Source organism: Geopseudomonas aromaticivorans (assembly GCF_019097855.1).
GTDB classification, from domain to species: domain Bacteria; phylum Pseudomonadota; class Gammaproteobacteria; order Pseudomonadales; family Pseudomonadaceae; genus Geopseudomonas; species Geopseudomonas aromaticivorans.
Genome location: NZ_JAHRGL010000062.1, coordinates 72,952 through 94,294 on the forward strand (window position 1 = coordinate 72,952; position 21,343 = coordinate 94,294).

General features: G+C 66.7%; 21 protein-coding genes and 3 tRNA genes. 4 read left to right on the forward strand and 20 right to left on the reverse strand.

What is annotated here, in order from left to right; genetic code table 11:
- The first annotated feature begins 22 nt into the window (after nucleotides 1-22).
- Nucleotides 23-913, forward strand: coding sequence for a LysR family transcriptional regulator (locus tag KRX52_RS17600; RefSeq protein ID WP_217683043.1), 891 nt, complete (start codon nucleotides 23-25; stop codon nucleotides 911-913).
- 71 nt (nucleotides 914-984) lie between these two features.
- Here the strand turns inward: KRX52_RS17600 and pepN are convergent, their stop codons facing one another.
- Genes pepN through KRX52_RS17630 form a run of 6 tightly spaced genes read right to left on the reverse strand, consistent with a single transcriptional unit; the run spans nucleotide 985 to nucleotide 7,501 of the window.
- Complete coding sequence (pepN, locus tag KRX52_RS17605; protein ID WP_217683044.1) at nucleotides 985-3,642, reverse strand: aminopeptidase N; 2,658 nt, start codon at nucleotides 3,640-3,642, stop codon at nucleotides 985-987.
- Nucleotides 3,643-3,653: 11 nt separating this feature from the next.
- Nucleotides 3,654-4,484 (reverse strand): DUF2797 domain-containing protein, encoded by an 831-nt coding sequence (locus KRX52_RS17610; RefSeq protein ID WP_217683045.1) that lies wholly within the window; start codon nucleotides 4,482-4,484, stop codon nucleotides 3,654-3,656.
- Nucleotides 4,484-4,747, reverse strand: a complete 264-nt coding sequence (locus tag KRX52_RS17615) for a YeaC family protein (RefSeq protein ID WP_092432584.1) — start codon at nucleotides 4,745-4,747, stop codon at nucleotides 4,484-4,486. Before KRX52_RS17615 ends, KRX52_RS17610 begins: the two co-directional genes overlap by 1 nt.
- A gap of 29 nt (nucleotides 4,748-4,776) precedes the next feature.
- A complete protein-coding gene (locus KRX52_RS17620; protein ID WP_217683046.1) occupies nucleotides 4,777-5,643 on the reverse strand; it encodes a rhomboid family intramembrane serine protease in 867 nt (288 codons plus the stop codon).
- On the reverse strand, nucleotides 5,640-6,611 hold the full coding sequence (locus KRX52_RS17625; RefSeq protein WP_217683185.1) for a metallophosphoesterase: 972 nt from the start codon (nucleotides 6,609-6,611) through the stop codon (nucleotides 5,640-5,642). The genes KRX52_RS17620 and KRX52_RS17625 overlap by 4 nt, the downstream gene beginning before the upstream one ends.
- A 2-nt stretch (nucleotides 6,612-6,613) precedes the next feature.
- Nucleotides 6,614-7,501, reverse strand: a complete 888-nt coding sequence (locus tag KRX52_RS17630; RefSeq protein ID WP_217683047.1) for an NAD(+) kinase — start codon at nucleotides 7,499-7,501, stop codon at nucleotides 6,614-6,616.
- Between the two features lie 105 nt (nucleotides 7,502-7,606).
- Here KRX52_RS17630 and KRX52_RS17635 point away from each other — a divergent pair, with 105 nt between their 5' ends.
- On the forward strand, nucleotides 7,607-8,554 hold the full coding sequence (locus KRX52_RS17635) for a DUF1853 family protein (protein WP_217683186.1): 948 nt from the start codon (nucleotides 7,607-7,609) through the stop codon (nucleotides 8,552-8,554).
- Between the two features lie 4 nt (nucleotides 8,555-8,558).
- Here the strand turns inward: KRX52_RS17635 and KRX52_RS17640 are convergent, their stop codons facing one another.
- Nucleotides 8,559-9,470, reverse strand: coding sequence for a 1-aminocyclopropane-1-carboxylate deaminase/D-cysteine desulfhydrase (locus KRX52_RS17640; RefSeq protein WP_254797667.1), 912 nt, complete (start codon nucleotides 9,468-9,470; stop codon nucleotides 8,559-8,561).
- 19 nt (nucleotides 9,471-9,489) lie between these two features.
- Nucleotides 9,490-10,878, reverse strand: a complete 1,389-nt coding sequence (locus tag KRX52_RS20850; RefSeq protein ID WP_254797656.1) for a chromosome partitioning protein ParA — start codon at nucleotides 10,876-10,878, stop codon at nucleotides 9,490-9,492.
- Nucleotides 10,879-11,152: 274 nt separating this feature from the next.
- On the opposite strand from KRX52_RS20850, the gene KRX52_RS17645 reads away from it, so the two are divergent.
- Together KRX52_RS17645 and KRX52_RS20855 are read left to right on the forward strand one after the other, a co-directional pair.
- Nucleotides 11,153-11,821, forward strand: coding sequence for a carbon-nitrogen hydrolase family protein (locus tag KRX52_RS17645; RefSeq protein WP_254797657.1), 669 nt, complete (start codon nucleotides 11,153-11,155; stop codon nucleotides 11,819-11,821).
- A gap of 16 nt (nucleotides 11,822-11,837) precedes the next feature.
- The gene (locus tag KRX52_RS20855) at nucleotides 11,838-12,113 is read left to right on the forward strand and encodes a hypothetical protein (protein ID WP_254797658.1); all 276 of its coding nucleotides are present in this window, start codon (nucleotides 11,838-11,840) and stop codon (nucleotides 12,111-12,113) included.
- Between the two features lie 425 nt (nucleotides 12,114-12,538).
- Here KRX52_RS20855 and KRX52_RS17650 read toward each other — a convergent pair.
- The 12 genes from KRX52_RS17650 to truA form a co-directional block, all read right to left on the reverse strand.
- Nucleotides 12,539-12,615, reverse strand: a tRNA-Asp gene (locus tag KRX52_RS17650).
- Nucleotides 12,616-12,715: 100 nt separating this feature from the next.
- Nucleotides 12,716-12,792: transfer RNA gene (locus tag KRX52_RS17655), tRNA-Asp, on the reverse strand.
- A gap of 44 nt (nucleotides 12,793-12,836) precedes the next feature.
- Nucleotides 12,837-12,912, reverse strand: a tRNA-Val gene (locus tag KRX52_RS17660).
- Between the two features lie 30 nt (nucleotides 12,913-12,942).
- The gene (locus tag KRX52_RS21165) at nucleotides 12,943-13,164 is read right to left on the reverse strand and encodes a hypothetical protein (RefSeq protein ID WP_437439713.1); all 222 of its coding nucleotides are present in this window, start codon (nucleotides 13,162-13,164) and stop codon (nucleotides 12,943-12,945) included.
- Nucleotides 13,165-13,193: 29 nt separating this feature from the next.
- Nucleotides 13,194-14,405, reverse strand: a complete 1,212-nt coding sequence (locus KRX52_RS17670) for an O-succinylhomoserine sulfhydrylase (RefSeq protein WP_217683049.1) — start codon at nucleotides 14,403-14,405, stop codon at nucleotides 13,194-13,196.
- A gap of 111 nt (nucleotides 14,406-14,516) precedes the next feature.
- Nucleotides 14,517-16,022 (reverse strand): amidophosphoribosyltransferase, encoded by a 1,506-nt coding sequence (purF, locus tag KRX52_RS17675; protein WP_217683050.1) that lies wholly within the window; start codon nucleotides 16,020-16,022, stop codon nucleotides 14,517-14,519.
- 25 nt (nucleotides 16,023-16,047) lie between these two features.
- Nucleotides 16,048-16,575, reverse strand: coding sequence for a CvpA family protein (locus KRX52_RS17680; RefSeq protein ID WP_217683051.1), 528 nt, complete (start codon nucleotides 16,573-16,575; stop codon nucleotides 16,048-16,050).
- An 81-nt stretch (nucleotides 16,576-16,656) separates the two neighbouring features.
- A complete protein-coding gene (locus tag KRX52_RS17685; RefSeq protein WP_217683052.1) occupies nucleotides 16,657-17,286 on the reverse strand; it encodes an SPOR domain-containing protein in 630 nt (209 codons plus the stop codon).
- 15 nt (nucleotides 17,287-17,301) lie between these two features.
- Nucleotides 17,302-18,609, reverse strand: a complete 1,308-nt coding sequence (gene folC / locus KRX52_RS17690; RefSeq protein WP_217683053.1) for a bifunctional tetrahydrofolate synthase/dihydrofolate synthase — start codon at nucleotides 18,607-18,609, stop codon at nucleotides 17,302-17,304.
- Entirely contained in the window at nucleotides 18,606-19,502 is an 897-nt protein-coding gene (gene accD / locus KRX52_RS17695) for an acetyl-CoA carboxylase, carboxyltransferase subunit beta (protein ID WP_217683054.1), read from the reverse strand. The genes folC and accD overlap by 4 nt, the downstream gene beginning before the upstream one ends.
- Before the next feature lie 266 nt (nucleotides 19,503-19,768).
- Nucleotides 19,769-20,389, reverse strand: coding sequence for a phosphoribosylanthranilate isomerase (locus KRX52_RS17700; protein WP_217683055.1), 621 nt, complete (start codon nucleotides 20,387-20,389; stop codon nucleotides 19,769-19,771).
- Nucleotides 20,390-20,491: 102 nt separating this feature from the next.
- Entirely contained in the window at nucleotides 20,492-21,343 is an 852-nt protein-coding gene (truA, locus tag KRX52_RS17705) for a tRNA pseudouridine(38-40) synthase TruA (RefSeq protein WP_217683056.1), read from the reverse strand.

Sequence of the window (21,343 nt, forward strand, 5' to 3'; positions counted from 1 at the left end):
TCAAAGAACAATAGGAGCATCCATGGACCGTTTGCAGGCCATGCAGCTGTTCGTGCGCATCGTCGAACTCGGCAGCTTCAGCAAGGCGGCCGAACAGCTGGCCATGTCGCGCGCCTCGGCGACCGCACTGGTCAAGCAGTTGGAAAGCCACCTGGGCGCGCGCCTGCTGCAGCGCACCACCCGCCAGGTCAGCGCCACCCTCGACGGGCGCTCCTACTACCAGCACTGCCTGAGCATCCTCGCCGAGATCGAGGAAGCGGAAAGGGTGTTCTCGCGCAGCGCGCAACACCCGCGCGGGCACCTGAAGATCGACCTGCCCGCCTCGCTCGGCCGGCTGGTGGTGATCCCGGCGCTGCCGGAGTTCTACGCACGCTACCCGGAGATCAGCCTGGAAATCGGCATCGGCGACCGGATGATCGACCTGGTCCGCGAAGGAGTCGATTGCGTGGTGCGCATCGGTGCGCTGGACGATTCCACCCTGGTCGCCCGCCCCCTGCCGCCGCTGCGCCAGCTGACCTGCGCCAACGCCGGCTATGTGGCCCGCCACGGCCTGCCGATGAGCCTCGACGAACTGCGCGGGCACCAATGCGTCGACTACCTGTCCGCAACCAGCGGCCGCCTGCAGCCGCTGGAGTTCAGCGTCGATGGCCAGGTCATCCCCTACACCCTGCCGGCCTGCCTGGCGGTCAACAACGGCGAGTCCTACGTGGCGGCCTGCGAGGCGGGCCTGGGTATCGTCCAGGTGCCGCACTACCATGTGCAACGTCAGCTGGCCGCCGGCAGCCTGGTCGAACTGCTGCCCCAGCACCGCCCGCCGCCGCTGCCGATGACCGTGCTCTACCCCCACCACCGCCACCTGACCCCGCGCCTGCGGGTGTTCATCGACTGGCTGGTGGAGCTGTTCGGCGGCTGAGCCCTACCCCGGAAACGCCAAGGCCGCGCCGACACAGCAGTGCCGACGCGGCCTTGGCATTTCTGGACCGATCAGGCCAGGCTCTTGCTCACCACCTCGAACACGTCGCTGGACAGCTCGCCGCTGGCGAGGATGCGCTCCAGCTCGCCGCGCATCAGCGCCTGGCGGGCGCTATCGAACTTGCGCCAGCGGGTCAGCGGGGTCAGCAGGCGGGAGGCGATCTGCGGGTTGAGCGCGTTGAGGGCGATCACCTGGTCGGCGAGGAAGCGATAGCCGGCGCCGTCCAGACGGTGGAAGTTGACGTGGTTCTGATTGGCGAAGGCGCCGATCAGCGCACGCACCTTGTTGGGGTTCTTCAGGGTGAAGGCCGGGTGGTGCATCAGCGCCTCGACGCGCTCCAGGCCGCCCGGCAGCGGGCTGCCGGCCTGCACGCTGAACCACTGGTCCATCACCAGGGCATCGTCCTTGAAGTAGTCGGCGAACTTGGCCAGGGCATTGGCCTTCTCCGCTTCGAACGGCGAGTTGACCAGCACGGCCAGCGCAGCCAGGCGCTCGGTCATGTTGTCGGCATGCTCGAACTGCTCCTCGCAGACGTCGACCACCTCGTCGCTGGCGGCCAGCGCCAGGTAGGACAGGGCGATGTTCTGCAGGCTGCGGCGGGCGATCTGCGCGGCATCGGCGGCGTAGGGGGTGGTGCGCGAGGCTTCACGGCAAGTCTGGTAGCGTGCCCACAGCAGGTCGAACAGTTCGCGGGAGATCTCCCGGCGGGCGAATTCGCGGGCGGCGTGGATGGCGTCGACGTCGGCCACCTCGCTCAGCTCGGCCAGATAGGCCTCGGCCGGCAGCGAGAGCATCTCGGCGACCATCGCCGCATCCAGGCTTTCATCGGCCAGCACGCTACGCAGCGCCGCGATCAGGCGCGGATCGAGGCTCAGCGCCTCGTCGCGCTGGTGCTGGTCGACCAGTTCCTGAAGCACCTGCACGCTGAGCTGCTGGCCGGCCTCCCAGCGGTTGAAGCCGTCGGAGTCGTGCTGCATGAGGAACATCAACTGGTCGCGGCTGTAGGGGAAGCTCAGCTTGACCGGCGCGCTGAAGCCGCGCAGCAGCGAGGGCAGCGGCTTGTGGGCGACATCGACGAAGGTGAAGCGCTGCTCGGCCGCGCTCACCGCCAGCACGCGGGAGGTACCGTCCGCCGCGTCCTCGCCGGCCAGGCGCAGCGGCAGTTCGTTGCCGTGGGCGTCGAGCAGGCCCATGGCCACCGGGATGACGAAGGGCTCTTTGTGCTCCTGCCCCGGGGTCGGCGGGCAGCTCTGGCGGAAGGTCAGGCTGTAGGTATGGGCGACCGGGTCGTAGGCCTCCTCCACCGCCAGGCGCGGGGTGCCGGACTGGGTGTACCAGCGCTTGAACTGGGCGAGGTCGACGCCGCTGGCGTCCTCCATGGCCTTGATGAAGTCGTCGCAGGTCACCGCCTGACCGTCGTGGCGGTCGAAGTACAGATCCGAGCCCTGGCGGAACGCCTCGGCACCGAGCAGGGTGTGGATCATGCGCAGCACTTCCGCGCCCTTCTCGTAGATAGTCAGGGTGTAGAAGTTGGAGATCTCCATGTAGGCGTCCGGGCGAACCGGGTGGGCCATCGGACCGCCGTCCTCGGCGAACTGCTGGGTGCGCAGGAAGGCGACGTCCTCGATGCGCTTGACCGTGCGCGAGTTCATGTCGGCCGAGAATTCGGCGTCGCGGAACACGGTGAAGCCTTCCTTCAGGGACAGCTGGAACCAGTCGCGGCAGGTGACGCGGTTGCCCGACCAGTTGTGGAAGTACTCGTGGGCGACCACCGCCTCGACGCGCTGGTGGGCGGCGTCGGTAGCGGTTTCCGGGTGGGCCAGTACGCAGCTGGAGTTGAAGATGTTGAGGCCCTTGTTCTCCATGGCGCCCATGTTGAAGTCATTGACCGCGACGATCATGAAGATGTCCAGGTCGTATTCGCGGCCGTAGACCTCCTCGTCCCACTTCATCGACTTCTTCAGGCTGTCCATGCCGTGCTGCAGCTTGCCGATGTTCTCCGGCTCGACGTAGATGCGCAGGGCGACGTCGCGGCCGCTCATGGTCCGGAAGCTGTCCTCGATGCACCACAGGTCGCCGGCGACCAGGGCGAACAGGTAGGCCGGCTTCATGAACGGGTCCTGCCAGGTGGCCCAGTGGCGGCCGTCCTCTTCCTGGCCGCTGGCGATCGGGTTGCCGTTGGACAGCAGCACCGGGTAGTCCTTCTGCACCGCGCTGAGCGTGGTGGTGAACTTGCTCATCACGTCCGGGCGGTCGAGGTAGAAGGTGATCTTGCGGAAACCCTCGGCCTCGCACTGGGTGCAGAACATGCCGCTGGACTTGTACAGGCCTTCCAGCGCGGTGTTGCTTTCCGGGTGGATGCGCACGCTGCTGTCGATGACGAACTCGTCGCGGGGCGGTTGCAGGGTCAGGTGGCTGTCGCCGAGCTGGTAGTCGCCCTCGCCCAGCGGCACGTCGTCCACCGCCAGCGACAGCAGCTCGAGCTGCTGGCCGTCCAGCACCAGCGGCGGCAGGCCGCTGCCGGCCGCCGGATTGCGGCGCATGACCAGTTGCGCATGGACCAGGGTGTGGTCCTCGAACAGCTCGAAGGTCAGGTGGGTCTCGTCGATCAGGTAGTCGGGGGCCCGATAATCCTTGAGATAGACAGTCTTCGGTTGTTCGCTGCGCATGTCTGGCTTCCTTAGAGTTGCTGCACGGCCAGCTGGTAGGCCGTGTACTTGCGAATGTTGATCACGCCGGTATCGAAGATCAGGTACTGGCCCTTGATGCCCTGCAGTGTGCCCTCGACCACCGGGCTCTTGTCCAGATCGAAGCTGGTGATCTTGGCCGGATAGGCCGCGACCGGATAGCGCATCTCCACCACTTCGGCAGCGGCGAGCGGCTGGATCGCCTGCAGGCCGAAGCGCTGCTGCAGGGCCTCGAGACCGGCCTGGCACGTATCGAACAGCTGCTCGCGCACCGCCGGCAGGTCGACCGGCTCGGCGTCGCCCTTGAGCAGCGCGCGCCAGTTGGTGCGGTCGGCCACCTGGCTGCGCAGCAGGTCTTCGACCAGGCCGGACTGCAGGCGGGTGGCCACGCGCAAGATCGGCAGCGCCTGGCTGGCGCCCTGATCGAGCCAGCGGGTCGGCAGCTGGGTGGCGCGGGTGATGCCGACCTTCACCCCGGAGGAGTTGGCCAGGTAGACCACGTGGTCGGCCATGCAGAACTGCTCGCCCCAGCTCGGCTCGCGGCAGGTGCCGGCGTCGTAGTGGCACTTTTCCGGGCTCATGATGCAGCTGTCGCACTGCGCCAGCTTGGTCATGCACGGATAGCAGTAGCCCTGGGCGTAGCTCTTCTTGGTCTTCCTGCCGCAGTGGCTGCAATGGATGGCGCCAAGGAACTCCAGGCGCAGGGCCTTGCCGATCAGCGGATTGACCGCCACCTCGGCGTCTCCCAGGCGCAGGCTGTACTGCACCGGGGCGTCCAGGCGCACCGCCATCTTGGTCAGCGCGCCACGTCCGAGTTCGCTCATCAGTGCAGGGTATCCGAGCTCTTGAACAGGATGTTCGGCACTTCGAAGGACTTGGAGGTGCACTCCTGCGGGCCCATGTAGCCGGTACGTTCTTCTTCCGGCAGGTTCTGCATCTCCCAGGCGATCATCGCCTGCAGGGTCAGCTCCTTCTGCTCCTGGGTGAGCTTGCGGCCGTCCGGCCACTTGCCGATCTCCACGGCGAGCTTGAGGCTCTGATAGATCTCGGGGGTGATGTTCTCGATCATTTCGGCAAAGGACGCCATGGCGAATCTCCCAGGAAGAAAGTTTGAGTTTAACGCTGTCGGCGCGCCAGCAGGCCGCCGAGCACGCCGGTGACGCAGCCGATCAGCAGACCGCCGACGTGGGCGGCGTTGGCAATCTGGCCAAAGCCCAGCGCGCCGATCAGGCCGCTCAGGCAGACCAGCAGCCAGATCAGCATCATGCCGACCACGCCGGGCGGCAGGCGGAAATGCGCATTGGGCGCCAGCCGCTGGAACAGCCAGCAGTGGCCGAGCAGACCGTAGAGCACGCCGGACAGGCCGCCGAAGATCGCCGGCCCGCCAAACACGTACTGCGCCAGGTTGGACACCAGGCTGTACAGCAGGGTCAGCGCCAGCAGCATCAGGCTGCCCTGACGCCCTTCAATGCGCCGTCCCAGCTCCCAGAACCACAGGCTGTTCATCGCCAGGTGCAGCACGCCGAAGTGCACCAGCATCGGGCTGAACGGCCGCCACCACTGGCCGGCAGCCAGACTGTCGGCCAGCGGCAGGAAATAGGCGTAGTCGCCCTGGATGCGAAAATCGGTGAAGGTCAGCCAGCTGACCAGCTGCAGGTTGTCGCCGAACCAGCTGGCCAGCGCCACGGCGAAGGTCGCCAGCAACACCAGCGCGGTCACCGGCAGGCTGCGCAGGCCGGCCAGCAGTTGTCCAGCCGAGGCCGCACGCGGTGCGGCAGGCGGCAACTCGCTGCCGCCGAGGCCGCCCGGGTATTGGGCATACAGCTCGCGCACGCGCTGGGCGAACTGCTCGTCCGGCACCCAGAGCACCTGCTCGCCGGACTCCTCGCTGACCCGGTGCGGCACGCCGAGGCGCTGCAGCAACGCGACGAAGGCCGCGAGGTCGTCGCTCAGCGGCAGGCGCAGCGCCGCCACCGGACTCACGAGTCGGCCTCCAGGCGCTTGACCTCGACCCAGAAGAACTTGTCGGGATCCAGGCGGGTTTCCTGGTCCAGGCGGTAGGCCACCAGCTTGCCGCGGCGCACCGCGCTGTAGTCGAGGCAGGCCAGGTTGGGGCGCAGCGGCGCCGGCGTGCCGTTGCACCAGTAGTGGCCGACGAACAGCATCGGCTCGTCCTCGCCGTAGCGCAGCAGCGCGGCCTTCTGCGCGTTGCTCAGCGGCAGGTTGGCCACCTCCTCGGGCAACGCATCGGGCTGGAAGACAATGTCGCCGTAGGTCTGCGGATCGCTCTCCCAGAACTTGGTACGGAACACCGAGCGGATGAAGCCGTCGTGGCTGGTCAGGGTCACGCCACGCGGCAGCGGCATGTCGAGGCCGCGCAGCAGGCGCTGCATGCAGTGGGCGGCGAAGCTGTCGGGATCGCCGGCCTGCTGCACGAAGGCGCGGTCGATGCGCCCGTCCGGGTGGTCGCGGCGCAGCTGCTGGATCGCCTCGGCATCCCAGCAGGCATGCACTAGGCGGAAACGTTCGGCGTCGACGAACAGCGGCAGCTTGTGGAACCAGGCAAGGAAGTCATGCCAGTCGCCCGGATATTGCTCGAACTGCGCCAGGGTTTCGCGAATCAGCCGCTCGTGCCGCGGGTTGTGCTCGCGGGCAAACTCGCGGCCGCTGCCCGGCAGTGCCGGCGTGGTCCAGCCGAGGGCATACCATTCGTGGTTGCCCATCAGGCACAGCGCCTCGCCGGCCTCGACCATATCGTGAACCAGATGCAACGCCTCGCGGATGTGCGGGCCTCGGTCGAGGATGTCGCCAAGGAACAGCGCCATGCGCTGCGGATGGCGCCAGACGCCCCCCTGACGACGATAGCCGAGTCCGGACAGCAGGCGCTCGAGGGCACGCGCACAGCCATGCACGTCGCCAATCAGGTCGTAGCTGCGCGCCGGGTCCAGCAGCACTAGTCGTGCCCTCCGAGGCGACTGCCCCAACCCAGCTTGGTACGGCAGACTTCGTAGTAGTTGTGTTCGAGCGGATGGATCAGCTTCAGCTTCTGCGCCTTCTTGCGAATGGTCAGGGTATCGCCGGGCGCGCAGGTGAAGTGGTTCTGCCCGTCGCAGGACACCAGCGGGTAGATTTGCATGTCCGAGGCCACCACCACCTTCAGCTCGCTGTTGCCGTCGACCACGATCGGCCGGCTGGACAGGGTGTGCGGGTACATCGGCACGATGACGATGGCGTCCAGCTTGGGATGCATGATCGGCCCGCCGGCCGACAGCGAATAGGCGGTGGAGCCGGTGGGCGTGGCGACAATCAGGCCATCGGCCTTCTGGCTGCAGACGAACTGGCCGTCGATGTACAGCTCGAACTCGATCATCCGCGTCGACTTGCCCGGGTGCAGCACCACGTCGTTGAGGGCATCGCTCTGGCCGATGGCTTCCTCGCCGCGGCGCACGTGCGCCTCGAGCAGGAAACGGCTCTCCAGCAGATAGCGGCCGGCGAGCACCTCGCTGACCCTGGCCTCCAGCTCGTCCGGACGGATGTCGGTGAGAAAGCCCAGGCTGCCTCGGTTGATGCCCAGCACCGGGGTGCCGTGGCGGGCCATGGCGCGGGCGGCGCCGAGCAGACTGCCGTCACCGCCGACCACGATCACCAGGTCACAGATCTCGCCGAGCAGCTTGCGCGTGCACGTCTGCATGCCGTGCCCTGGGAGCATCTCGGCGATGCTCTCGTCAAGAATCACATGGAGGTGGCGCTCGAGCAGGAAGCGCTTCAGACGACGAATGGTGTCCAGCACCTGCGAGCTGCCCAGGCGCCCGATGATGCCGATATTGCGGAATTGATCCATGGAGATTCTGCCGGCTGCAGTCTGCGGAAGGCTCGATTATGGGGGAAGCGCCGGCCGCCGGGCAAACCGCGACAATCGCGGCAGCCAGCGGCTATGCTCGCTGGCATGAACCTGTTCCCCGATCTCGCCTACCTGCCCGGCCAGCTGCATCATCCGACGGTACGCGACCTGGCCTGGACCTTGCTCAGCCCGCCGCTGCTGGCTGCGGTGGATGGCCTGCGCCCGCGGCATCCGCTGTGCGCCAGCGGCTGGGCGGCGCATCCGCAGCGCCTGGCGAACTGGCTGCACGACCTCGACCGCCAGCCGCAGGCACTGCTGCTGCAAACGCCGGCCGCCAACGGCAGCCGCCTGGGACGCTACTACGAGGAGCTGTGGCAGTTCGCCCTCCGCCAGGCACCGGGCATCCGCCTGCTGGCGGCCAACCTGGCGATCCGCGACCACGGTCACACCCTCGGCGAGATGGATCTGCTGCTGGAGGATGACGAAGGACTGCAGCACATCGAGTTGGCCGTGAAGTTCTATCTGGGGCCGCCGCAGGCGGATGGCCGGGCCTCCCGCGACTGGCTCGGTCCCGGCCGCCTCGACCGCCTCGACCTCAAGCTGGAGCACCTGCTGCAGCATCAGCTGCCACTCTCGGCCCGCCCCGAAGCCCACCTGCTGATCCAGACCCTCAGCTCACGTACGCCGCAGGCCAGCCTGTGGCTGGGTGGCTACCTGTTCTACCCCTGGCCGACGCCCTGCAGCTCGCCACGCAGTGCCGGATCACAGCATCTGCGTGGCCGCTGGGTGCAGCGCCGCGACTGGACGGCCTGCCTGGCGGCGACCCAGGCCGGTCGCTGGCAACCCCTAGCGCGCCTGCGCTGGCTGGCGCCGAGCGCCTGTAGCGCCGACGCGCTATGGAGCTGCGCGCAGCTGGACGCCTGGCTGGACGAACTGCCCGCCGACGCCGCACCGCGCATGCTGGTGCACCTGAGGGAGGATGTCGACGGACGCTGGCAGGAGCACGAGCGAGTCTTTCTGGTCAATGATCGCTGGCCGCTGCCGCCGCAGTGAGAATTCAGGACTGACTGGCCAGCTCGGCCAGCCGTGACGCCAGCGCCCGTCGCCCCTGCAGGCCGCCACTGTGCACGGCAACGACGCGGCTGCCGCGGGCAATCTCGCCACTCAGCACGGCCTCCTGCAGCGCCAGCAGCAGCTTGCCGGTATACAGCGGTTCGAGCGGCACACCGGTTGCCTGCTCGAAGTCGAGGATGAAGCGGGCCAGTTCGGCATCCAGACGGGCGAAACCGCCGCGACTGGCGTCCAGCAGCCGGTAACCCTCCTCCGCCGGTCGGCCGACCTCGCCGAGCAAGCGCAGCAGAGCCGGTGCCACGCCGTGATCGGCCGGCACCGCCAGGGCACCGACCAGCGGGTGGCGACCGCCCTCGCCCATCACCAGGCCGGCCAGGGTGGTGCCGCTGCCGGCCGCGGCCCACAGCTGGTCGTAACCGGTCCAGCCGAGTCCGGGCAGGGCACGCTCGATCTCGCCGACCAGGGTCGCGCAGGACTGCGCCGCCGCCAGGCTCAGGCCACCCTCGGCGACCGGCACAAACCCCGGATAAAGCGCTCGCCAGGGATTCCAGAAGTCGTCCCGATGACGGTCGCGATAGCCGGCGTAGCCCAACCAGTGCAACTGCATACCGAAGCGGTGCAGATCAGCAACGGTGGGGGTTTTCTGCTCGTGGCCACGCAGCAGGCCGACGGTGGCAAGCCCGAAGCGGGCGCCGGCAGCGGCCAAGGCATGCAGGTGATTGGAGTGGGCACCGCCCAGACTGATCAGCCCGGGCGCGCCGCGGCGACGGGCCTCGGCCAGATGGGGAGCGAGCTTGTACCACTTGTTGCCGCTGATCAGCGGATCGATCAGGTCCAGGCGCAGTAGCGCCAGCTCCACACCGGCGCGCTGCAGCCAGCCACAGCTCACCGCCTGCAGCCGCGCCGGCGGCGGCCAGTCAGCTACCGAGATTGCGCTGGCGAACACTGGCGCGGTGTCGGGCGCAGCAGTCGGACTCGCCACTGACGAAGCGGCTGGGCGACTCGACCCGGTCGATGGGCATGTTGCAGCGGTTGCCGCTGGGCAACTGGGCGAGGCAGCTCGGCTGCTGGTAATGCACCAGCCACTGGCTGTACTGCGCCTCGCTGACGAAGCACTTGGCCGCCACATAGGCCATGGGATTGCGCTGGTAGACGACGATGTCCTGCAGCGGAATAGTCAGGTGACCGGCGCCCGGATGGTAGGCAACGAACACCACGCCCTGCGCCGCCAGACGTTCGAGGGTCTGCTCGCCACCCTCGCGGCCCAGACGGTCGCGCTCTGCGGTCAGTTGCGCCAGCTCGGCGCGCAACTGCGCTTCCAGCAGGGACTGGCTGGCGAGCTGGGCATCCTGCCGGGCCAGACGCTCCTGGCTCTCGAGCAGCGCCGCATTGATCCGCGCCTGGGCCTCCTGCTCGAACTGTGCACGCAGGCCATCGATCTCGCTGCGGCCGTCATGCGCCAGGGAATGCAACTGGCGATCCATCTCTACGCGGACCTGCTGGAAGCTCTCCGCCTGGGCGGTGAGACGCGTCTTCAAGTCGTCGTTGCGGCGGGTCTGTTCGGCCAGCGCCTGCTCCAGCGTCGCCAGGCGCTCCTGCAGGGCTTGCTCGCGTTGCGCGGTCTGCAGGCGCAGACGAGCCAGCTCCTCCTCATGCTGCTGGGTCAGGCTGGTGATGCGCAGACGCTGCTGCTTGAGCAGCTGGGCCGCCTTGAGCCGCTGCTCCTGCTCGGCCCGCTCGGTCTTGCGCGCGTCCTCGCTCGAGCGGATCAGATCGAGATCGTCAGGCTGCATGTACCACTTGTGCTCGGACGCCATGTGCAGCTTGGCCGGCTGCACCGCCGCCTGTGCAGTCTCGTCCTCGGCCAGCACGCCGAGGTTGTTGCGCTTGGCGGCATCACGGATCAGCAGCAGATCATTGTGTCCCGGCGCCAGCTGCGGATCCCACAAATGCATCTGGTGCCACGACACCGGGCACTGGCTGCGACAGGCCAGGCGGATCGGCCCGACGCCCAGATCGGGTCCGCTCCCGCCCCGCTCGGCCAGGTGACGCAGGGGAATGTTCCAGCCACGGTCGGCCTCCCCCTTGGCACCAAAGTCCAGATAGAAACACACTACCGATTTCACCAGCAGGCGCGGATTGATCAGCACGAAGGCCGCACGCACTTGCTGGTCGCCGAACTCCGGCAGGTTGACCACGCCATCCAGCATGGCCTCGAACTCCGGATAGAGCATTTCCTTGCAGATGCCGCGCTCGTTGAAGAACATCACGGCTTCTACCATCTGCGGCTTTTTCTGCAGGCTCATCGACTTCCCTCATGCAGCCCTGATTGCCCAGCGCCTGGCGCTTGAACAAGCGGTCCATGATCTGGCGCATGAAAAATGCATGCCCCCAACCTTATATGGGCCGAGTCTAGGAGAAAAGCGCCGCCCAGCAATGTGAAGGGGTTGGCAGGCTACCGGCCAGTCTGAGCACAGGACCGTCTGTCGCGCACAAACTGTGACACGGTAGCACCTCAAGCCCGGCGCCAGATTGGCAAGCCCGCCCCCCTAGGCTGGCGGGCTGCTGAAGGAGTTTTGCATGCACAGACTGTTGCCCACCCTGGCGCTGGCCGGCCTGATCGCGGCCTATGGCGCGTGGAGCCAGCAACGCCCGGTTGGCCACTACCTGTCCGATCTGCGCGGCCAGATCATCAGTGCGCAACGGCCTGCCGCGACCCGCGGCAACCTGCTGGCCATCGAGCCGGCGCTCACCCCCCATGACTACCAGAGTATCGCGCGCCTGCACCTCAAGCTGGCGGCTCACCTGCAGCAGGCACGCCAGGTGGGCCTGCTTACGGCACACACACTGGCAGTTTTTCCCGAACACATCGGCAGCGGTCTGTTGCTGCTGGGCGAGAAACGCGAGGTCTACCAGGCACGTAGCCTGCCTCAGGCCATGCACTGGCTGGCAGCCAGCAATCCGCTGGATTTTGCCCTCGCCCTGCTGCAGGCCGAAGGCTCGCCACGCGCCGTCGACGCCTTGCTGCGCATGAAAGCGCAGGGCATGGCCGACGCCTACCAGCAGCTGTTCGCCGGGCTGGCCCGCGAATTCGGTATACCGCTGGTGGCCGGCTCGATCATCCTGCCGCAGCCGCAGATCTGCGCTGGCCGCCTGCTGGCCGGCAACGGCCCACTGCGCAACGTCAGTCTGGTGTTCGCCGCCGACGGTCACCTGCTCGGTCCCCCCCCAGTACAAGCAGCAGGCTGAAGCCTTCGAGGCAGAATTGCTGAACGGTTCCGCCCCGCCGCCGCCACAGGCCATCGCCACCCCGCTCGGCAGCCTCGGCGTGCTGCTCGGCGCCGACGCCGACAATCCGCAGCTGCTCGCCCGCCTGCAGGCGCAGCAGATCGAGCTGCTGGCGCTGCCACGTTTTCGTGGCGAAACGGCTGGCATGGGCCAGGCGGTGCAAGCCAACTGGCGTGGCCAGCTGTGGGATTTTCCGCCGCAAAGCACTCGAACGCAAAGCGGCGCGCAGGTGCACAACCATTGGCTGGACTGACGTCCGTGCGTGCACAGTTGCGCCAGCACTCGGCGACTGGGTCGCGAGCTGGCGGCAGGTGGGAGGGGTAAGGAAGTAGATCAGGCGTTCAAACGATTGCCTGCCTGGTTTTACCTAGCGCAAACCGTGTAGCGGGCCTTCAAACACGCTATCGTGCAAACGCCCGATAATTTTCGGCGCAAGCAGCGACGAGTGGGTCGATCACAACTCGGTGGCATCTTCCGCCGGCTCAGGCAGGTCGCGTTCGGCAGCCTGCAGATCCAGCAATTCTTCCTGATAGTCATCCATGGGTATTCCTCTTCTTGACTGATTTTTTCGATGTCTTGTGACTTCGAGTATCAGCCTAAAGAGCCTGGATGACGAAGAAATGAATGTTGCAGAAAGTAAAAAGCCCTCTGGCATGACTGCCAGAGGGCTTTTCGATATGGCGCAGCGGACGGGACTCGAACCCGCGACCCCCGGCGTGACAGGCCGGTATTCTAACCGACTGAACTACCGCTGCGCGTCGGTGGACTTGCGTCCGATACAACTGGGTAAAACGTTCGACTGCTTGGCTAGGCTTCGGCAATCTCGATCTTGCCCATGGACAAGATCGGAAAATATGGCGCAGCGGACGGGACTCGAACCCGCGACCCCCGGCGTGACAGGCCGGTATTCTAACCGACTGAACTACCGCTGCGCGTCGGCCGGACTTGCGTCCGATACATCGTTGCTTGCAAGGCTTGGTGGGTGATGACGGGATCGAACCGCCGACCCTCTGCTTGTAAGGCAGATGCTCTCCCAGCTGAGCTAATCACCCGTTTGTTTCGCCTTGCAACGGGGGCGAACTTTACGCATGCATCGATGCTAAGTCAATAGCCCACAAGGATTTTTTCTTTGCCCCAAGACTCAAGGCAAGCAGGCGCGACCCGCAACCCCGATAAATCACGCGCCAGGTCATGCCGCCTTCGACGCTGAACTCCTGGCCAGTGACCAAGCCGGCCTGCTTCGACAGCAGCCGGGCCACGATGCCCCGGCAGATGCCGCGTGCAGTACCGGCAAGCTGCACCACCGGGCACATCCCTGACCCGCGCGGCTCGATCAGAGCGCGGCCAGACCGCGCGCCAGATCGGCCTTGATGTCGTCGAGGTCTTCCAGACCCACCGCCACCCGGACCAGGCTGTCGCTGATCCCCGCCGACGCGCGCGCTTGTGGCGTCAGGCGCCCATGGGAAGTGCTCGCCGGATGGGCGATGGTGGTCTTGGTATCCCCCAGGTTGGTGGTGATGGAGATCATCCGAGTATTGTCGATGACCCGCCAGGCGGCCGCCTTGTCACCCTTGACCTCGAAGCTGACCACCGCACCGAAGCCGCTCTGCTGGCGTTTGGCCAGCTCGTGCTGCGGATGACTGGGCAGACCGGAGTAGTAGACCCTGGCCACCTGCGGCTGCTGCTCCAGCCACTCGGCCAGCGCTTGGGCACTGGCGCAGTGCGCCAGCATGCGCACCTTGAGGGTTTCCAGCCCCTTGAGGAACAGCCAGGCATTGAACGGGCTGAGGGTTGGCCCCGCGGTACGCAGGAAGCCGACCACTTCCTGCATCAGCTTGGCGCTGCCTGCCACCACACCGCCGAGACAACGCCCCTGGCCATCGATGTACTTGGTCGCCGAGTGAATGACGATATCGGCGCCGAGGGCCAGCGGCTTCTGCAGCACCGGAGTGCAGAAACAGTTGTCTACCGCCAGCAGCGCGCCCTTGGCGTGGGCGATCTCGGCCAGCGCGGCGATGTCGACCAGCTCGGCCAGCGGATTGGAGGGGGACTCGACGATGAACAGTTTGGTGTTGGGCTTGCAGGCCGCCGCCCAGGCATCCAGGTCGGCCAGCGGCGGGTAGTCCACCTCCAGGCCGAAGCGCTTGAAGTACTTGTCGAACAGGCTGATGGTCGAGCCGAACACGCTGCGCGACACCAGCACATGGTCGCCAGCGCTGCACAGGCTCATCACCATGGCAAGGATGGCGCCCATGCCGGAAGCCGCGGCAACTGCCTGTTCGGCGCCTTCCAGGGCGGCGATGCGCTCCTCGAAGGTGCGCACGGTGGGGTTGGTATAGCGGGAGTAGACGTTACCGGGCTGCTCGCCGGCAAAGCGCGCGGCAGCGTCGGCCGCACTGCGGAACACGTAGCTGGAGGTCATGAACAGGGCTTCGCCATGCTCGCCCTCGGGGCTGCGCCGCTGCCCGGCACGGACCGCCAGCGTATCGAAGCCGGCGCCGTCCAGATCACTGTCGAGCCTTCCGGCCTGCCATTCTTGGGTCATTTAAGCCATCTCCTCAGCGCGGCAGCGCAGCAGGATCGGCCCTGGACTCGGCAGCTGCCGCCGGTTAGCTGCCTGGCGACGCCGGCCAAGCCGGGCGCCGCCAGGCATCACTCAGTTGTTGTGCAGATCGATCACTTCGTTGCCAACGCCCGGCTTGTTCTTCGCCAGGTCGTTGCGGGCCTGCTCGATGCGATCCAGGTAGGCCGCATTGATGTCACCGGTGACGTATTCGCCATCGAACACCGCACTGTCGAAGTGCTCGATCTTGATCTTGCCGCCGCCGACCGCTTCCTTCAGATCGGCCAGGTCCTGGTAGACCAGCCAGTCCGCACCAATCAGCTCGGCCACCTCTTCGGTGGTACGGCCGTGGGCGATCAGCTCGTGGGCACTCGGCATGTCGATGCCGTAGACGTTGGGGTAACGCACCGCTGGGGCGGCGGAGCAGAAGTAGACCTTCTTGGCCCCGGCATCGCGGGCCATCTGGATGATCTGCTTGCAGGTGGTGCCACGCACGATGGAGTCGTCCACCAGCATCACGTTCTTGCCGCGGAACTCCAGCTCGATGGCGTTGAGCTTCTGGCGCACCGACTTCTTGCGGGCGGCCTGACCGGGCATGATGAAGGTGCGGCCGATATAGCGATTCTTGACGAAGCCCTCGCGGAACTTCACACCCAGCTTGTTGGCCAGCTCCAGTGCGGAGGTGCGGCTGGTGTCGGGAATCGGGATGACCACGTCGATATCGTGATCGGGACGCTCGCGGCGGATCTTGTCGGCCAGCTTCTCGCCCATGCGCAGACGCGCCTTGTACACCGACACGCCGTCCATGATCGAGTCCGGGCGGGCCAGGTAGACGTGCTCGAAGATGCACGGCGACAACTGCGGCGCTTCTGCGCACTGGCGGGTTTGCAGCTGGCCTTCGGGGGTGATGTACACCGCCTCGCCCGGCGCCAGGTCGCGGATCAGCGTGAAGCCGAGCACGTCCAGCGCCACGCTTTCCGAGGCGATCATGTACTCGACGCCCTCGTCGGTATGGCGCTGACCGAAGACGATCGGACGGATGCCGTGGGGATCGCGGAAACCGACGATGCCATGGCCGGTGATCATCGCCACCACCGCGTAGCCGCCGCGGCAGCGCTGGTGCACGCCGGAAACCGCGGCGAACACGTCATCGGCGGTCGGCTGCAGCTTGTTGCGCACGGCCAGCTCATGGGCGAACACGTTGAGCAGCACTTCCGAGTCGGAGTTGGTGTTGACGTGGCGCAGGTCGGACTCGAAAATCTCGCGCGAAAGCTGCTCGACGTTGGTCAGGTTGCCGTTGTGCGCCAGGGTGATGCCGTAGGGCGAGTTGACGTAGAACGGCTGCGCCTCGGCCGAGCTGGAGCTGCCGGCGGTCGGATAGCGCACATGGCCGATGCCGATGTTGCCGATCAGGCGCTGCATGTGCCGGGTGTGGAACACGTCGCGCACCAGGCCGTTGTCCTTGCGCAGGAACAGCCGCCCCTCGTGACTGGTTACAATGCCGGCAGCATCCTGGCCGCGATGTTGAAGGACGGTAAGCGCGTCGTACAGCGCCTGATTGACGTTCGACTTACCGACGATACCAACGATGCCACACATGCGACGCAACCCCTAAGAAGTCAGGCTAGAGCGGAAAAGCCGGCCGGCCCGACAGGCCACCGACTGTAGACGACTGCTGGAAGAACCCGAGTACCAGATTCTTCGACCAGTCGGCGATCATCAGAAAATCGGGCAGCAGTTTCGACTGCTGCCACCAGGGATCCTGCTGCACCGGGGCCAGACTGAGCAACCCGACAGTGATCACCACCAGCAACGCCCCACGGGCCAACCCGAAAATCATGCCGAGCAGACGGTCGGTACCGCTCAGGCCGGTAGCCTGCACCAGCATGCCAAGCAGATGGGTGAGCAAGGCACCGATCATCAGGGTCAGCACGAACAGGATCGCGCAACCCGCGATCACTCGCGCCGATGGCAACTCGATATAGGGCTCGAGGTGAGCGGCCAACGCCCCGCCATACAGCCAAGCCACTACGCCGGCCACGACCCACACCACCAGCGACAAGGCTTCCTTGACGAATCCGCGCGTCAGGCTGATCAGCCCGGAAACGGCAATCAGTGCAATGATGGACCAGTCGACCCAGGTGAATGCCACAATGCTGCTCACTGGCGGAAGGCAGGAAATAGAGCGCGAATTCTAGCAGAGCGCAGCCCTGCGAGTCAGCCGCGATTGCGTTCAGCGACGTTCGGGCTGGAAACGCACCACGATGGGACTGAGCTTGTGCTGGCGAGCGAGCTGCCCCCCTACCCGCTCGGCTTCGGCCCGTTCCAGCAGCGGCCCGACAAACACCCTGTGCATGCCATCCACCGAACGGATGTAGGCGGTAAAGCCCTGACTGCGCAGTTTCTGCTGCAGCGCCGCGGCACGCTCACGACTGGACAGGCTGGCCAGCTGTATCGCCCAGCTGATCGGCAGCCCATCGGCGTCCAGGCGACTCGGCTCATCGGCTGGCGTGTCGACGGCAGCGGCCGGCGTCTGCACTACAGGCCGGGCAGGCACGTCGACGGCAGGCGCCGCAGCTGCAGGCTCGGCCGCCGTAACGGGCGGCGGCGAGGCTATCCCGGCCGGAGGAGCAACCTCCGCCACTGGCGGCGCTTCGGGCTCGGCCTGCGGCTCGGGCACAACCACCGGCTCCGGCGTGGCCACCACCACCTGCGGGGGGGACGGCATCGGCGGCGCCTCGACGCGCACGCGGCGCTGCGCGTCCTCGCGATTGAACAGCATGGGCAGGAACACCACCACCAGCACTACCAGCACGGCAGCCCCGACAATCCGCTGCTTGAATCTTCGGTCCAGCAAGGCCATGGCGTCCTCTCCGTCTTATCCCTGATTGTCCTGGCGCTTGCTGCCAGACTGGCCATGCCGCGCCAGCCAGGACAGGGCATCAGCCACGCTGTAGAACGAGCCGAATACGAGAATCTCGTCATCCGCCGTCGCCAGCATGGCCTGAGCCTCGATGGCCGCCGCCACTGACGACCAGGCATCGGCACTGGCGCCGCGCGCCTGCAGGGCCGCCAGCAACTCCTCGGCACTGCGACTGCGCGGGGTCGGCAGCGGCGCCACGGCCCAGTGCGCGACCAGCCCCTGCAGCGGCTCGATGACGCCGGCCAGATCCTTGTCGCCCAGCAGGCCGAAGACCGCCAGCCGCCGGCCGCGCGGCGGCCGCTGGGCCAGGCGCTGGGCCAGATACTGCGCGGCATGCGGGTTGTGGCCGACATCCAGCAGCAGGTTCAGCGTGCGCCCCTGCCAGCATAGCGTGCGACAATCCAGACGACCGGCAATGTGCGTCTGCTGCAGCGCGGCAACCAGGGTCGGCGCCTGCCAAGGCAGCGCCAGCCGAGCAAAGGCCTGCAGCGCCAGGGCCGCGTTGTCCATCGGCAAATCGAGCAGCGGCAAATCCGTGAGCTCCAGCGGCTGACCGTCGGCATCCACACCGCGCCAGTGCCAACCCTGCTCGCCGTAGGCCAGATCGAAATCGCGCCCGCGCAGCAGCAGGGGGCAGCCCAGCTGGCGCGCCTGCTCCAGCAGCACCGACGGCGGATCGAGATCGCCGCACAGTACAGGCTTGCCGGCACGGAAGATCCCGGCCTTCTCCACCGCCACACTGCTGCGGCTGTCGCCCAGCCACTCGACGTGGTCGACGCCGATGCTGGTCACCACCGCCAGATCGGCATCCACCAGGTTGACGGCGTCGAGACGCCCGCCCAGACCGACCTCGAGCACCACGGCATCCAGCGCCGCGCGCTCGAACAGCCAGAGGGCCGCCAGGGTACCCATCTCGAAATAGGTCAGCGACGTCTCGCCCCGCGCTGCCTCGACGGCGGTGAAGGCCTCGCACAGCGCCGCATCACTGGCCTCGCCGTCCGGCAGTTGCACCCGCTCGTTGTAGCGCAGCAGGTGCGGCGAGCTGTACACCCCGACGCGTAGCCCGCTGGCACGCAGCAGGCTGGCGAGAAAGGCGCAGGTCGAGCCCTTGCCATTGGTGCCGGTGACCGTGATCACCCGCGGCGCCGGTCGACCGAGGCCGAGACGCTGCTGCACCAGGCGGGCGCGCGCCAACCCCATGTCGATGGACACGGGGTGCAACTGCTCGAGATAGCTCAGCCAGTCGGCGAGACTGCGGCTCATGCGCCGAGCAGTTCCGCTGCCGGAGCGGCGGCCGGGGTCGGCTGGTGGGTCAGCTGAGCCAGCAGGCGAGCCAGGCGCGGACGCAGTTCGGCCCGATGCACGATCATGTCGATGGCACCATGCTCGATCAGGAACTCGCTACGCTGGAAGCCTTCCGGCAGCTTCTCGCGCACGGTCTGCTCGATCACGCGCGGACCAGCGAAACCGATCAGCGCCTTGGGTTCGGCGACATTGACGTCACCGAGCATCGCCAGGCTGGCGGAGACGCCACCGTAGACCGGGTCGGTCAGCACGGAGACAAAGGGAATGCCTTCTTCACGCAGACGGGCGATCACCGCGGAGGTCTTGGCCATCTGCATCAGGGAAATCAGCGCTTCCTGCATGCGCGCGCCACCGGAGGCGGCGAAGCAGATCAGCGGGCAACGCTGCTCCAGGGCGACATTGGCTGCACGCACGAAGCGCTCGCCGACGACGGAACCCATGGAGCCACCCATGAAGGAGAACTCGAAGGCGCAGGCAACCACCGCCAGCCCCTGCAGGGTACCGCTCATGGCCACCAGCGCATCCTTCTCGCCGGTATCCTTCTGCGCGGCGGTCAGGCGATCCTTGTACTTCTTGCTGTCGCGAAACTTCAGGCGATCCACCGGCTCCAGCTCGGCAGCAATCTCCTCGCGACCCTCGGCGTCGAGAAAGAAGTTCAGACGGGCACGCGCATCGATGCGCATGTGGTGGTCGCACTTGGGGCAGACATCCAGGGTCTTTTCCAGTTCGGGACGGTACAGCACCGCGTCGCAGGACGGGCACTTGTGCCAGAGCCCCTCGGGCACCGAGCTTTTCTTCACCTCGGAACGCATGATCGAGGGGATCAGTTTGTCTACCAGCCAGTTGCTCATGCTGTGTTCTCCGTAGGCCCGGACTGGCGCGCACCGAGTGCGCCGCGCAGGTCCTCGAGCAGATTCACGATTGGGCCGCAGTCCGACGCGGCTCGCCCGGCAGGCCCTGCCGCCGGCACAAGGGGTTACGCATCGCTCGCGACCATGGTGCGCGCGGTCGCCGCAGCGCCGTCACGCGATAAACTCTCCGCCGACAAGGCAGCAAGCCCTGCAGCAACATCAGGGTAATGGACGGCAGCGCGGCGGCGGCCGTCACATGACCGTACTCAGCTGGCGCGTACCGCCTCGACAAAGGCACGCACCTTGCCCGCATCCTTGATGCCCTTGCTCGCCTCCACCCCGCCGCTGACATCCACCGCCCAGGGACGCACCTGACGGATCGCTGCACCGACATTTTCCGGAGTCAATCCGCCAGCGAGGATGATCGGGCAGCCCGAATCCTGCGGCACCAGCGACCAGTCGAAGGCCTCTCCGGTGCCCCCCGGCACGCCGGGGACAAAGGTATCCAGCAAAATCCCCGCGGCCTGCGGGAACTCGGCACAGCGAGCCCTGACGTCCTCGCCGGGACGCACGCGCAGGGCCTTGATGTACGGCCGGTGATAGCCGGCACAGTCGACCGCCGTCTCATCGCCATGGAACTGCAGCAGGTCCAGGGGCACGACTTCGAGGATCTCGTTCAGCTCGCAGCGCGAAGCATTGACGAACAGGCCAACACTGGTGACGAAGGGCGGCAATGCGGCAACGATCGCCCGCGCCTGACGCACATCGACTGCCCGCGGACTCTTGTCGTAGAACACCAGCCCGATGGCATCGGCACCGGCCTCGGCCGCGAGCAGGGCATCCTCAATGCGGGTAATCCCGCAGATCTTGCTGCGAACGACTGACAACGCACGCTCCCCTTGCGAACCACGTCGGGATGGAAAAGCCGCGATGGTAACAAATGCCCAGTCAGCCGTCAGCCTGCCTGCGCAGCGGCACGCAGCCGCCGCTCAGTCCTCCATCGCCGAGAGGAAATGCGGCCCCAGATAGCGCTGCGGCAACTGGAACTCCTCGGGGTACTCGACCTGGATCAGATACAGCCCGTAGGGATGGGCGGTGACCCCGCCGCTGCGCCGGTCGCGCGCGGCAAGAATCTCGCCCGCCCACGAGGGGTCGCGCTCACCGGCACCGATGGTCATCAGCACCCCGGCGATGTTGCGCACCATGTGATGCAGGAAGGCATTGGCTCGAATGTCCAGGACGATGAAGCGCCCCTGCTCGATCACCCGCAGGTGATGGAGGGTCTTGACCGGCGACTTGGCCTGGCACTTCAGGGCGCGGAACGAGGTGAAATCGTGGGTGCCGACCAGCGCCTGCGCCGCCTCGCGCATCCGCGCCACATCCAGCGGCCGGTGATTCCAGGTGATTTCCTCGGCCAGATGCGCCGGGCGCACGGGATCGTTGTAGATCACGTAGCGGTAGCGCCTCGCCACGGCCGAAAAGCGCGCATGGAAATGCGCTGGCATCGGCTGCGCCCAGGTCACGCTGATATCGCCCGGCAGATTGGCGTTGGTCCCCATGACCCAGGCGATGAGCGGACGCTCGACGCGGGTATCGAAATGCACCACCTGGCCACTGGCATGCACCGCGGCATCGGTACGTCCGGCACAGTGCAGGGAAACCGGTTCGGCAGCCACCCTGGACAGGGCCTTTTCAAGCACTTCCTGCACGGTCGGCACGCCAGTCTCCTGGCGCTGCCAGCCACGATAGCGGGCACCCTTGTACTCGACGCCGAGGGCGATTCTGGAAACGCCTGCGGCAGCCACTTCGGCTGCCGCAGGCACTACTGGCTGTTGCGTCAT